Origin of the sequence: Methanolobus vulcani, from assembly GCF_900100715.1 — an archaeon.
In the GTDB taxonomy this organism is placed as follows: Archaea; Halobacteriota; Methanosarcinia; order Methanosarcinales; family Methanosarcinaceae; genus Methanolobus; species Methanolobus vulcani.
Map to the genome: position 1 here is coordinate 51,698 of NZ_FNCA01000010.1, position 13,249 is coordinate 64,946.

At 41.5% G+C, this 13,249-nt stretch carries 11 protein-coding genes; all 11 read right to left on the reverse strand.

Features of this window, described 5'->3' with window-relative positions; translation table 11 throughout:
- Positions 1 to 300: 300 nt before the first annotated feature.
- The gene (locus tag BLP52_RS12395) at positions 301 to 855 is read right to left on the reverse strand and encodes an ABC transporter permease (protein ID WP_202905791.1); all 555 of its coding nucleotides are present in this window, start codon (positions 853 to 855) and stop codon (positions 301 to 303) included.
- Entirely contained in the window at positions 828 to 1,088 is a 261-nt protein-coding gene (locus tag BLP52_RS14615; RefSeq protein ID WP_202905792.1) for a hypothetical protein, read from the reverse strand. The genes BLP52_RS12395 and BLP52_RS14615 overlap by 28 nt, the downstream gene beginning before the upstream one ends.
- Positions 1,085 to 2,068, reverse strand: a complete 984-nt coding sequence (locus BLP52_RS12400) for an ATP-binding cassette domain-containing protein (RefSeq protein WP_238380834.1) — start codon at positions 2,066 to 2,068, stop codon at positions 1,085 to 1,087. Before BLP52_RS12400 ends, BLP52_RS14615 begins: the two co-directional genes overlap by 4 nt.
- A gap of 13 nt (positions 2,069 to 2,081) precedes the next feature.
- Positions 2,082 to 3,788 (reverse strand): ABC transporter ATP-binding protein, encoded by a 1,707-nt coding sequence (locus tag BLP52_RS12405; RefSeq protein WP_091710803.1) that lies wholly within the window; start codon positions 3,786 to 3,788, stop codon positions 2,082 to 2,084.
- Positions 3,789 to 3,790: 2 nt separating this feature from the next.
- On the reverse strand, positions 3,791 to 4,720 hold the full coding sequence (locus tag BLP52_RS12410; protein WP_091710804.1) for an ABC transporter permease: 930 nt from the start codon (positions 4,718 to 4,720) through the stop codon (positions 3,791 to 3,793).
- Complete coding sequence (locus tag BLP52_RS12415) at positions 4,717 to 5,700, reverse strand: ABC transporter permease (RefSeq protein ID WP_091710805.1); 984 nt, start codon at positions 5,698 to 5,700, stop codon at positions 4,717 to 4,719. The genes BLP52_RS12410 and BLP52_RS12415 overlap by 4 nt, the downstream gene beginning before the upstream one ends.
- Before the next feature lie 15 nt (positions 5,701 to 5,715).
- Positions 5,716 to 6,573: a class I SAM-dependent methyltransferase gene (locus tag BLP52_RS12420; protein ID WP_091710806.1), complete on the reverse strand. Its 858-nt coding sequence runs from the start codon at positions 6,571 to 6,573 to the stop codon at positions 5,716 to 5,718.
- Positions 6,551 to 8,197 carry an ABC transporter substrate-binding protein gene (locus BLP52_RS12425; protein WP_091710807.1) on the reverse strand — a complete coding sequence of 549 codons (1,647 nt, stop codon included), beginning with the start codon at positions 8,195 to 8,197 and terminating at the stop codon, positions 6,551 to 6,553. The genes BLP52_RS12420 and BLP52_RS12425 overlap by 23 nt, the downstream gene beginning before the upstream one ends.
- Positions 8,198 to 8,672: 475 nt before the next feature.
- On the reverse strand, positions 8,673 to 9,233 hold the full coding sequence (locus BLP52_RS12430; RefSeq protein WP_238380832.1) for an ATP-binding protein: 561 nt from the start codon (positions 9,231 to 9,233) through the stop codon (positions 8,673 to 8,675).
- 11 nt (positions 9,234 to 9,244) lie between these two features.
- Complete coding sequence (locus tag BLP52_RS12435; RefSeq protein ID WP_091710808.1) at positions 9,245 to 10,087, reverse strand: class I SAM-dependent methyltransferase; 843 nt, start codon at positions 10,085 to 10,087, stop codon at positions 9,245 to 9,247.
- Between the two features lie 317 nt (positions 10,088 to 10,404).
- Complete coding sequence (locus BLP52_RS12440) at positions 10,405 to 13,233, reverse strand: M1 family metallopeptidase (protein WP_091710809.1); 2,829 nt, start codon at positions 13,231 to 13,233, stop codon at positions 10,405 to 10,407.
- Positions 13,234 to 13,249 lie beyond the last annotated feature (16 nt).

Consider the following 13,249-nt stretch of genomic DNA (forward strand, 5'->3'; position numbering starts at 1 on the left):
ATCGTAGGTCATGAATTACTAGAGTGATCCCGGAGGGTCCGGCGCAGCCGGCGCTTTCCCACAATACAAAACAAAATAATCTGCAAATCATTGTACTTTCTTCTCAGTACTTCTGTAGAATTCTCTGTAAAATACAATCTTCTTTGTAATTATCTTCTGTGCAGCAGCATTGGAATGTGCCGCCTTTGGCGGATGATTACTTTGTTTTTAGCTTGCAAGTTGTTTTTGTGTCACTGAAAAAGAGCAAAGTTTGTGTTACTTGTATAAACAGGAATTCTACATAGGCAAATCTATTGTTATTTAATCAAGCAACCTGCTAACAGACATTGAAGCAAGGACTATGAGGAAAAAAGTGATCACAGACAGAAATGCTATGTCGTTAGGGATATTTGAATAATCTCCTGTCAGAAGCAAGGCTCTGAGTGCGTCAACTACATAGGTTAACAGATTTAGTTTAGATATAGATTGGAGCCATGATGGCATCAGGTCTATAGGATAGATTGCGTTGCTGCCAAAAAAGAGCGGCATGGTTATCATCTGACCTATACCCATCATCTTTTCCCTTGTCTTAAAAAATGATGCAAGGCACATTGAGAAACTTGAGAAGCACATTGCAAGCAGGATAACTACAACAAAAACGCCTATCATATTCAAGAGATTGTGCCGCAGGTTCACACCAATAAACACTGCCAGGGTAAAGAACATTATTGCCTGGAATACGCCTCTTACACCTGCAGCCAGAGCTTTCCCAACTACTATTGAAGAACGGGGTGAGGGAGTTGAAAGCAATTTGGCCAATAATCCCACATCCTTTTCCCATACAAGGGTTATCCCATAGAATATTGCAATGAACAAAACAGACCAGACTGTGCCAATACGCCAGGAGTGAGAAACTGAATATAATCATAACCAGGGATTGATAGGTCACGAACCCTGTTGAATACTTCACCAAATAAGAGAAGCCATAGGGCAGGCTGGACTCCTCTTGTCCAGAGTTCAGTTGAATCATGGCGGATTTTTCTTATCTCCATTTCAACTATTGAAAGAGAACTGTATGCAAAATTATAGATGTCATTTGTATAGTTCATCTTCCACGCCTCACAAAACTTCTGCGTACAGAGCGGATATCCTTCATGGAACTCTGGGACTGAAGGCTGGATTTTGCATACTTCATAAAAACATCGTCCAGTGTTTGTTTGTTAACAGTTACAGAACTGACAACAATTCCATTGCCTTCAAAATGCCTTATTATCTTAGGAATAGCAGTTTCGGCATTGTCTGTAGAGATAAGGAGACGGTTATCATCGTTGCCGATTATCATTCCTAAATCATCAGGAATCGATACATTCAGGGCACTTTCCATTAAGCTTAGCGATATAATATCTCCACCAATAGATTTCTTCAAAAGGAAAAGTGTATCTATCACTGCTATTTTCCCGGAATTCATTATAGCTATCCTGTGACAGAGTTCATCTGCTTCAAGCATATCATGGGTTGTAATAACTACGGTCATTCCGAATTCTTCATTCAGTCTTTTAATGTATTTCCAGACCTGCCTTTTAGAAGAAGGGTCCAGTCCTATGCTTGGCTCATCAAGAAAAAGTACTTTAGGTCTGTTTACCAGAGCCTGGGCGATCTCAAGTCTTCTCATCATACCGCCTGAATAGTGTTTTACAAGATCATGACTTCTGTCTGAAAGGCCCATGTACTCAAGGGCATTGTTTATCCTTTTGTCACGTTCATTCTTATTCACGTAGAATAATTTGGCAAATATGAGAAGGTTCTCATAACCTGTAAGGTCTCCATCTGCAGATACTGCCTGTGGAACATATCCAAACATCTTCCTGGCTTGCTTTGGTGATCTTACAACATCTATACCAAAAGCTGTGATCGAACCAGAACTTGGCTTTCCTAAAGTTGTTATTGCTTTGAGGGTTGTAGTTTTACCAGCGCCATTTGGTCCCAGAAGACCAAAAATTTCACCACGATTAATATGAAATGAGACATCATCCACTGCAGTGAAATCCCCGAATTTTTTAGTCAGGCCGTTAATTGATATTGTATTCATATTAAGCAAGACGTTAAACAGAGATCTTTGAACCAACAAGTCTTTTTGTGTACTCATGGGAAGGTGAAAGCATCACATCATGGGAATTACCCATCTCTACGATCCTTCCATGATTCATAACACAGATTCTGTCAGCAATTTTCAGCGTCATAGACAGATCATGTGAGATATAAATCATTGCAAATCCTCTCCTGTTCTGAAGTCCCTTTAAAAGACGCATTACATTTGCAGATGTCGAAACATCCAGAGCTGAAGTAACCTCGTCTGCAATAAGGAGTTTTGGCTGCATTACCATGGCTCTTGCAAGTGCGACTCTCTGTCTCTGACCACCACTAAGTTCACCACAGTATTTACTGAGGAAAATATCATTATTCGGAAGATGAACAAGCTCAAGGCAGTCTTTTGCCATTTGTACCCGTTCTTCCTCAGATCCTATCTTATTGATATCAAGAGGTTCTTTGATAGCATCAATCACGGTGAACCTGTTACTGGTTGAGTTGAACGGATCCTGAAATACAATCTGTACTCCATTAAGCCTGCTTCCATAATTTTCAGCGTTGGTGTTCTCACCCATGAACGATACGTTCCCTGTCGCTGGTTGTATCACGTTTGCAAGAATGTGTGCAAGCGTTGATTTGCCTGAACCTGTCTGTCCGACAATTGCAAGCACCTCCCCTTCCATTATTTCCAGATCAACATCATCAACTGCTTTCAGGTATTGTCCGTCCGGGAGACGATAACTGTAACTCAGGTCGCTTGCCTGCAAAAGTCCTGCTATTCCTCCCCGGTGGCAGGCGATTTCCCTTCCTCCGCCAACAGGGATCAGAGCAGGTGTTGTTTCATTGCATTTACTGGTCTTTTGTGTGCATCTTGAGAAGAATGGACAACCCTTGAAACCGCTTCCAGCAGAAATATCACCGGGAATTCCCCAGAGGTCTTTATATACAAAAATATCTGGTGTTGAATGTATGAGTCCTCTTGTATATGGGTGTCTGGGTGATATCAGAACATCCTTTACAGGACCTGTTTCCACGACCTTTCCGGAATACATGACAACAACTCTGGATGCCACGGAAGAAACAAAAGTGATATCATGTGATATCATCAACATTGTGTACCCGTTCTTCTCCTGAAGTTCAACCAGAAGGTCCCTTATTTCCTTCCTTGTGAATGCATCAAGTGCTGAAGTCACTTCGTCAAGGATGAGTAATTTAGGATCACATGACAGGGCCATTGCCAGAATAACTCTCTGTCTCATGCCTCCTGAAAGCTGATGAGGATATGAATCCATCCATTTAGGGTCAAGATGAACGGTCGTGAACAGATCAGCACATTTGCTACGTGCTTCATCGGGACTGATATCGAGGTGCTTCAACATTGGTTCTATTACCTGAACCCCAACTCTCATAACAGGATTCAACACTTCAATCCCATTTTGAAAAACAATTGCAATATCCTTCCATCTGAATCTGTCCATTTCGGCTTCAGATAATGAGGAGATCACATTATCCTTGTAGGTTATTTCACCTGTAATCGCCGTGTTTTCCGGCAGAAGTCCCATGATACTAAGTGCAGCAGTGGTCTTTCCACTTCCTGATTCTCCCACAATGCCGAGAATCTCCCCTTCTTCTATTTCAAAAGAAACACCGTCAACTGCCTTTACAGTGTTGATCTCAGTTTGATAGTGACATTTAAGATCATTGATTTTAAGCAGACTCATGATTAAACCCCTTTCTTTATCTTTAATTTGGGATCAAGTATTCTCTCCATATCCCTGCTAATAAACGCGAGACACAGCAGGAGGAAAATAAGTATGAATAGCGGAGGCAACAGCCACCATTTCCAGTAAGGTGTGAAATATATCGCGCTAAAACCGGTTGCACTATTAAGCATCATACCCCAGCTCTTGGATGTTGGATCGCCCAGTCCCAGAAATGCAAGTCCTGCCTCGGCTATGATTGCATGTGAGGATATGCCGATGATAAGCACGAACAGAACAGGCATAACCTCAGGGAAAATATGCCTGCGGAGAATGTAAAGTGGTTTTGCGCCGTAGTTTTTGGCAGCAATAATATAGCTGTTCTTCTTTATTGCTAGTGTCTGTGAGCGCGCGATACGTGCGGGTTTTGCCCAGCTGAATAGAACGAGTATAAGAATAACATTAAGAATGCTCGGCCCGAGAAAAGCAGATATTACGATCAGCAACGGAAAACTTGGAAGTGCCATTGTAACATCGATAATTCTCATAAGTGCCTGATCAACGTGTCCTCCGATATATCCGGCCAGTATACCGATAGCTCCGCCGCCAAAACCCGAGATAAATGCCACTGCAAGACCTATTGTAAGGCTCATTCTTGCACCGTAGCATATCTGTGACCAGATATCCATTCCAAGCTCATCGGTACCGAGTATGTGAACCGATCCGGGTGATTCAAGGGAGTCGCCTGTGATCTTCTGTGGTGGATAAAGTGTTATCATTGGGGCAAAAACAGCCATCAGGATTATTACAAGAATTCCAAGGACGCCGATCTTACCTTCTGTACTGAACTTCGAGAATGTATTGTTCAGACTGAGACTGATTCTGTAAATACTCAAAGCCTGAATATAAACTATTATTCTGGCATACCCGGAGACATTGACATTCTCGATCATATTGCAACCCTCGGATCAAGTTTACTGTATATTTTGTCAACCAGCAGGTTGCAGATAAGTATGGAAACTGCAATTACCAGTAGAATTCCCTGAATGAGCGGATAATCACGACCAACAACGGCACTTCGCAGTGTCATTCCAATTCCCGGATAAGAAAAAACACTCTCAACCAGCACAACACCTCCCATCATTATCCCAATCATAAATCCTGCTCTGGTCACCACCGGAAGCAGTGCGTTTCTGAGTGCATGCCTGGTCCATACAGTCTTTTCACCCAGTCCTTTGGCTCGTGCGGTTCGGATATAATCTTTCGTGGTTACTGTGATCAATGTATTTCTTGTGAGCAGGTAGACTCCGGTTAGCTGTGCCAGTGACAGGGTCATAACAGGCAGGAAAGCATGGTATAAGATATCCCATAGCTGTTCCACAGGTCCGCTATAGTGTGCGAAGGGAGTAATAGCACCTGCAAGTGGAAATAATCTGAAATGTACGCTAAAGGCCAGAAGAAGTATCAGTCCGAGCAAAAATGAAGGAATCTCAGCAAAGGCTATCATGCCAGCCATCATTAGCCTGTCACTGCCTTTTTTACGGTTCTTTGCCGAAAATGTACCAAGAATCACACCGGCAACTGTGCTGATAACTGTTGATCCAAAGACTATCATCATAGTCCAGGGAAGATGCAGCATTATCACATCGCTGACCGGCATTTTGTAATATATGCTCCTGCCAAGGTCAGCCTTTAGCAGGTTCTTCAAATATACTAGGAATTGTTCGTGCACTGGTTTGTCCAGTCCGTAGTAGCTCATGTAATACAGTCGCTGTTCTTCTGTCATTATAATGACCTCATCTCCTGAATCATCTTCGGAAGTTGTGGAGAATGGGTCACCCGGCATAATTCGCGGAAGGAAGAAATTAATGGCAAGAATTACAAAAAGGGTTATCACTAACCTGAAAACAAATGAATTCCTGTCATTTTTCATAATATCATCCTGCCGTTAAACTTCCCAGACCATCATGCCAGTGTACACATCTGACTCTGAAAGGTACATTCCATCAGTCGCAGCGTTTTGATAATAATCCATTATCTTTTGTTTTGTCTCATCATCAAAATCCCGGCCACGCCCAATGAAATCTATTGCACGGTCTGCTGTTTCCTGCCAGCTTGCTTCTTCTTTCCATTCGGCATGGTTGATTTTGACAGACGGCCTGTATCCTGCAAGATAGAGATACATGAAAGGGAAGTTCATTCCTCCATTCATATTGTTCTCTGAACTTTCGCCAAGTATTGAGCTTCGGATATCACGATATGCTTTATCTTCCTCTCTTCTCAGGAAGTTGCTGTAATAACAGAACTTCTTTGAGCAGGTCATCATCCGGTCAAAGTTCTCAGCATCCTTTATTCCAGGGGTCATGGAGGCAATTACAAGATCGAATTCATTCCTGAATCCAAGCTCATCTATGTCCGCGGTCCACCAGGAACATTCAATAATGTTTATAGGAAGTGATTCTTGCTTTACTGAATCTTTAAGTCTGTCAAGCATTCCGGAAGATATGTCAAGGGAAGTAACATCTGCTCCCATTCTTGAAAGAGGAAGGGAGAGGGTGCCGGGTCCGCACCCGATATCCAGAACCTTTGCTCCATCTGGCTCAAATCCACATTCATCAAGAAATTCAAGAATTTGGTCCGTTTTCTTCTGTCTTCTATCCTGTTCCATATTTCTGGCATAGCTCACTGAACGTTTGTTCCAGACCTCTGCCATCCTGCCTTCGTCCTGTATATTCTGACGGCTGCCGGAGGCTTTATTCCAGCAGTCGACCAGATTTTTGATATTATCTCTTTGCTGCAATTCCATCCCTCTCAAGATATGATAGAATACTGTGTGTTCTTGCGTGATGGTCGTACATATTTATCCATCCGTCATAGGTAGAGATGCGCCATGCATCGTATTTTGTGGTGTAATAGAGTGGTATTGCAGGTATGTCCTCAGCAAGTACGGTCTGCATTTCGTAGACAATCTCCTTGCGTTTCTCATCGTCAAGTTCCTGCATCTCATGAGCTCCAAGAGCATTCAGGGTTTCATTGTGATAACCAAACACTGATGCGCCGGATGATACACTGTTTGTTTCTGTAGTGTCATCACAGTATCTTGTACGGAGGTAATCCGCATCTTTTCCCCATCCCCCAAAACCACTTATTGCAAGCTCGAAGTCTCCGGTTTTCAGATTTGCATCACGGGATTTACTTTCAAGAGCTTCGACCTGGACATCAATTCCTACTTCGAGGAGTCTTGCTTTTATAAGTTCTCCAATACGGACTTCGCTGCTTCCAAGTGACAATACATATGACAGTTTTTCACCATCTTTATCACGTATTCCGTCGCCGTCCGTATCGGTCCATCCTGCTTCGTCCAGCAATTCACCGGCTTTTTCAGGGTTGTATGCATATTCCGGTTGGTCAGGGTTGTACCAGATGTGGTCTTCAGAAAGTATACCCATTTTACCAGCTTTTCCTGCGCCTCTGCCAATCTTTTCCACAAGTTCTTCACGGTCAATTGCATAAGCAAATGCCTGTCTTATTTTTTTGTCATCAAGCTCTGTGCATTTGTTCATGTTGAAATAGAACTGGTATCCCCAGAAAGCAGGCTGCTGTTCAACTCTTATTTCAGGATCTGATGTGAAGCGTTCAAGAGTATCAGGTGATATACTTGTGAAATCGATCTCACCCTGTTCAAAAGATACCAGCGCATCACTGACAGGAACGAATTCGACTGCTTCAACAGCTGTGTCCGGCCCCCAGAAGTTCTCGTTTGTTACAAACCTGTATGTTCCATGCTCCTGATTATATTCCTCAAGAAGGAATGGCCCGGTACCTGTAACAGCTTCCGGCTCAAGGTAACTGGCAGGATCTGTTACATCTTCGTATATATGCTGAGGTATGATCCTAAAACCGGTCATCTTGTAAAGGAATGTGCAAACCGGCTGAGTAAGTATGAATTTGACAGTATTGTCGTCCACAACCTGGACGCTGTCTACAACTCCATTTTCCATACCGCCTGATATAGGCACATATTCCTGCTCATAATCAAAAGTAAATTTAACGTCATTAGCTGTGAATGGCTCTCCATCACTCCAGGTTACGCCTTCGCGGAGATTGAATGTGTATTCTGTTCCGTCTTCATTAACATCCCAGCTTTCAGCCAGCCATGGAATTATGCCAACCTCATCTCTTTCTACCAGACTGTCGAAGATCATTCCAACCTTTGATGATCCAGGACCTCTCGGATATATCGAGAATGGTTGCGGATAACCATAATCTCCACCGCTCAAACGAACAACATCCACTTTCTCTGATCCTGCATCAGTATCATAAGTCGTAATGCTGGACTGAGTATCTTCCTGATCAACACAACCTGCTGTCATTAAGACCAAAGATATCAGGAATGCTGAAAATAGTACCAATAACCTTTTTTTATCCATTATTTAAACACCTTGTATTTGTGATATATCTAAAAATCAACTGTAATTCTAATTGAACATATGAATGGGAGTTGATAATACATTCTTCTATAAAAGTATTACTTATTAGCTACTAATTAGAATATTATGTGAATTAATAATTTTTCTAGTCAAACTATATCTACTTTTTACCGGCAAATATTTTCATTTTAACAATATTAAACCCACATTTATATAATGAAAAATCTAAATCCCGAAAGAATTCGGGATGAAACGGCAATTTTGGAACTACTTATTGTTCTTTCATTTCCATCAAAAAAGATGCAATAGAGTTAACATCAGGTGAATCCACATCAAATTGTTCACCAAGCAGTCCTGCCTTAAAAACCGAAACCATTACAGGCAGGGTTGCCAGAATCCTTTCTTCCGGGATTTTTTCTCCAAGAATCGTTTTGCTTTCCCCTTCAACCCTGTTAAGTACATAGTAGAGGTCTTTTCAGGCAGTTTCTGCCAGACCGCTTATCTTTTCAGAAAGGCAGATTGATTCATAAGAAGGATCAATGACCATTAGCAGTGCATCGCAGCCTTCTTCCACTCCCCTGCCGAAATGTTCGATTCCGGCTTCAGTGTCAACTAAAACAATGTCGTTACTTCCGACATCTATATTCTTGAGAAGATGCTTAGAAAGAACTCCCATGGGGCAGGCACATCCTTCTCCAAAATCGTGTATTTTTCCAACAGCCATCAGTGAAATGTTATCTGTTTTTGAGACATACTCACCGGGTATGTCTGCAATCTCCCATCTTTTATCAAAGAACTTTACTTCTTCACCTGTTGAAAAAGAAGCTTTCATTCTTTCAACAAGGTCTTTTTTCCCGCCAAAGAAGTTCAGGAAATCTTCAGGCAGTTCGAGTCCCAATTGCCTGTGAAGTCCGAAATTGGATTCATCGTTGTCAACCACCAGTACATTATATCCTTCTCTGGACATTGTCTGTGCCAGTAAAGCTGTTAATGTACTTTTTCCGCATCCGCCTTTTCCGCATATCAGTATTTTCAAAATATCATCTCCTAGTTGTTTTGTTTCTTTTCCCAGCAGATCCGCACGCGGGTTGAATTACCTTTTTCAGAGATCTGTCCGTTGTTCCATGAGAGTTCGTCCCTGAGGTAATTGTAAAGAATAGTTTCCTGCTCAGGTGTCTCGATCATGTATCGTGATCTGAAGAAATCCATGGCTTCATCCATGGATGCAAAATTGTTAGTGTATTCCAGAGGGAATACCTGCATATCAGGATATATTCCCATGTCGTAGAGAACGTTGTACAACACATCGCATTTAGGACCACATGTATAATTAATTCCGTACAGGTATGGCCAGAGATTTACAGAATGCTCTTCCCATGGAGTTGTTCCTGCAAACCAGTAGAGATAAACATGTTTTGAAGAAGCCTGTTCCATTTTCCGGATTGCATCTTTTATATCCGGCATACCAAGGGAGAATGATGCAATGACAATATCATAAGAACCATCGAGGTCATTCCCGACGTCGATATCTTCCCAGCGTTTGCTTACACAGTCCAGATTAGTTATTCCTTTTTCAGCGACATTTTCAAGGAGCAGATTTTTCATGCCTTCTGCAGGTTCTACAGCGGTTACATGTGCAACCCTTTCTGCAATAGGTATTGAAAGCCTTCCGGGTCCTGCGCCGATATCCAGTACTCTGGATTCTGGTGTAAGAGGAAGCTCTTCCAGAGTTAGCCGTGTTCTCTCTGAGTTTTCCTGTGTTCTTTTCCAGAACCTTTCTGCATTATCTTTTTTGTTCCACAGGTTCTTTTCTACTTCTTTGTTTGCTGCCTGCTGGGCAGCCATGAGTTTTTTCCATACTTCATTCCAGTCTATTTTTCCGTGTTCCATTTAGAAATCCTTCTTTTTGTTTTTATATTGAAATCGAGTAATGTTTGTTTTTCAGTATTATTAATATCAATAATATTCTATTTTCATGCTACTTTCTAAGTTATTCGTAGCACAATACATCATGTAATATATACTTATGTATTAACAACGTGAACCATAAAAAAATAATATTCAGTAATAAACAAAATAAAAGGACACTAAATTGAATATTTATTTTATATGTGGTAGCAAATACATGCAAAAAAGAATAAACTTCAGGATATAGTCCCTGAAGTCATACTGACAAAGTAAATTGAGATACTTCTTTAATAAATCAATTAACTCAGGTCAACTTTCCCATTTAGCTCCTCATACTTTGCCACAGCATTCGGAGTATTAAGCAATATCTTTCTTATCCTGTTATACACACTCGGGTTGTTCTCAGGGTCGAGCTTGTTCAGGAAACCAAGCATCATTTCCACAAGTGGAACATGATATTCTTCTTCCATCCTGTCGATGTTGGCAAGCACGTTGAGAGTGTTTACAGTATTATATTCATTCACCGTAGCCAGTTTTGGAATAATTTCAGTTAGAAGTTCCCTTCCTTTTTCAGTTTGCAGGGATCTCTTCCTGTTGAAAGAGAAACTTGCAAAAAGAGCTCTCTGGTCATTTGCCTGCTCAATCCTGAAAGTTTCCGATTTTTCAACCTGCCTTACAAGGTCAGTTACATCATCTCCGCTGCTGCTTCCAATAACTCTCAGGTAAGCTTCCCAGCTGACCGGATTCTTTTCAGCTTCTTTCTGGTAATTCTGCATAAGCCCAATTTTGTCAGATGCGGAACTATCAAGGTAAAGACCAAATGCCACCAACTTGTCAGTGGCATTTTGTGCAGTTTCGAACTGCTTTCTGATAATCTCATGGATGACCGGAGTATCAAGAGTTGAAAGAATAGACAGGCATTTGTTCTTCAATTGTCGACACTTGATTTCATGAACCTGCTGCTCAAGGTAATCTAAACTATCAACTATCTTTGCATTGCAAGCCTCATAGAGTGACATGAGACTATCTTCATGTTTGCTTGCTATTGCTTTGAGTAGTTTCTGTTTTACTTCATACAACAACTGGTAGCTGTGTGAGAACTTCTCATCTTCCACAGATTCAAAGATTGTCAGGAACTGTGCACCTGTCCTCTCCATCAGATCAAGATCCATAATGAGTTCGTGGAAAAGATCTGTGAACTCTTCAGATGGCAAATCACTGCCATCTTTGATCAGCTTCATCTTCTCGGAATCTACTATCCTGTAGAACGCAAGGAACCTGTTAATAAGGTCTGAGTCTGTTTTAGCTTGCAGTATCAATTCATCGATAGTTGCATCATGAACGAGTTTTCCAAAGAACGAATAGTTACGGTTAAGGGACAGGAATGCAGGTTTATCAACATTGTTGATAATAATTTCCTGTTCCTCGGCTGTCATGCGCTCCATGACTTCAGCAAGGTCATTACCGTTCTCATCCACAAGTGCAGCACATATTGGCAATTCCCAGAAGGACGCTCCTTCCGGAACTTCCTGTTTAAAGGATAAGGTGCATTTTCTTTCCTCTTCACTGTATGAAGAATCAACATGAAGTACAGGGAATTGTGTCTGTTTCAACCATATGTCCGCCATATCTTTGAAATCTATGCCGGAAACTTCTTTCATAACATCGATCCATTGCCAGCTTGTAGCATTAGAATGCTTATATCTGGAATGATAAGCATCCAGAGCTTTTACAAAAGTCTCTTTTCCCATCATGGTCTGTATCATATTCACAAATTCAGGAGCTTTGACATAGGTAACTGAACTAATGAGATCATCAGGGTCATTGAACCCATCAGGGATGATAGGCATTGAAGCTGCTCCCCTGTCAAGTGCAAAAGTTCCGGAACCCGGTGCAAGAAGTGTAAGCACTTCACCAAGACGGCTGTATTCCTCTCCGAAATGATATGCATGGTACATTCTTTCAATATGGACGGTAACAGCTTCGTTTAGCCAGATTTCAAAAGGGCTCCATCCTGTGACTTCTGAACCGTTCAGGTTGTGGTAGAACTCATGCACCTTAACTCTCATGAGATATTCAAAAGCATTGTCTGTCATCGCAGGGAATGGCATAATACGATTGGTGCTGATTGTGGTATTTCCCACATTTTCCATTCCACCGAAATTAGAATTCTGCATGCCGATCTCTCTGTAAACAGTACCGGTATATTTGTATCCAGGTTTAATTGACGCAATTGCCTTTTTTAGTTCTTCCCTTATCTTTTTCAGCTTCTCACCGGCAGCTTCTCCTTCGTTTTTAAGAAGATCCCTTTGCTTGACCATATCCATGATCTCTTTGCGCTTTTCAACCTGATCATATTGTTCAGGACCAGTGAACAGGTGGATCCACATAATTGAATCATAAAGTGCATCCAGTGATTTTCCGGCAATTACAGGATCAGAGTTGGGTGGTACAAGCAGTTCCAGATCAAAGGTATCGCCATCCGGGTATTCAAATTCCTTTTTGAACGTATCATATGTACCTACGCCAAGGAAGAAAAGATAAGTTGCCATCGGGGTTACAGAGTTATCGTAGACAATCTTATCTCTGCCATTTCCGACAGAGTGTCTTTCTATTATGATATCTCCGTTTGTGATGAGATTTGTGTATCTCTCATCAGCAATGATGGTGGTAGTATAGGTGCACTTTGCGGTCATGTCATCAATGCATGGCACAATACGCTGGAATCCCCACTGCTGGCATTGGGTGATCTGTTGTGGTGGAGCACCTGCAGGTGTTTCATCGTAATAGAGTCCTTCAAGTATGTTGTCTGTTGGCCTGCAGATAGTTTCCGTACTGATTACTATTTCAGTGTTCTCAGGTACGGTTTTCTTGAATTTGATAAGAAGTATGTCCTCTTTTATTTTGTATTCGTGATCAATTTCACGTTCATTGCAGCTTACTGATAGTATCTCCAGTTTCTTGCAGTTAAGTTCAAGTTCATCAATGGGTTTGCCGAGGGTTTGCAATTTCAGATCAGATGTCACTTTTGTATGTTCATCAAAGACATCGAAAACAAGATCCATATGAATGACTTTTACACTCAGTTCGCCAAAATCTTCAGGATAATATTTGTATATTCTTTTCATCAAATTCCCTCTTTTA

Bases quoted from the DNA above. Each gene is read 5' to 3' on its own strand.
- BLP52_RS12405 (WP_091710803.1), bottom strand. From the start codon at position 3,788: ATGAGTCTGCTTAAAATCAATGATCTTAAATGTCACTATCAAACTGAG.
- BLP52_RS12425 (WP_091710807.1), bottom strand. From the start codon at position 8,197: ATGGATAAAAAAAGGTTATTGGTACTATTTTCAGCATTCCTGATATCT.
- BLP52_RS12420 (WP_091710806.1), bottom strand. From the start codon at position 6,573: ATGGAATTGCAGCAAAGAGATAATATCAAAAATCTGGTCGACTGCTGG.
- BLP52_RS12440 (WP_091710809.1), bottom strand. From the start codon at position 13,233: ATGAAAAGAATATACAAATATTATCCTGAAGATTTTGGCGAACTGAGT.
- BLP52_RS12435 (WP_091710808.1), bottom strand. From the start codon at position 10,087: ATGGAACACGGAAAAATAGACTGGAATGAAGTATGGAAAAAACTCATG.
- BLP52_RS14615 (WP_202905792.1), bottom strand. From the start codon at position 1,088: ATGAACTATACAAATGACATCTATAATTTTGCATACAGTTCTCTTTCA.
- BLP52_RS12400 (WP_238380834.1), bottom strand. From the start codon at position 2,068: ATGAATACAATATCAATTAACGGCCTGACTAAAAAATTCGGGGATTTC.
- BLP52_RS12415 (WP_091710805.1), bottom strand. From the start codon at position 5,700: ATGAAAAATGACAGGAATTCATTTGTTTTCAGGTTAGTGATAACCCTT.
- BLP52_RS12410 (WP_091710804.1), bottom strand. From the start codon at position 4,720: ATGATCGAGAATGTCAATGTCTCCGGGTATGCCAGAATAATAGTTTAT.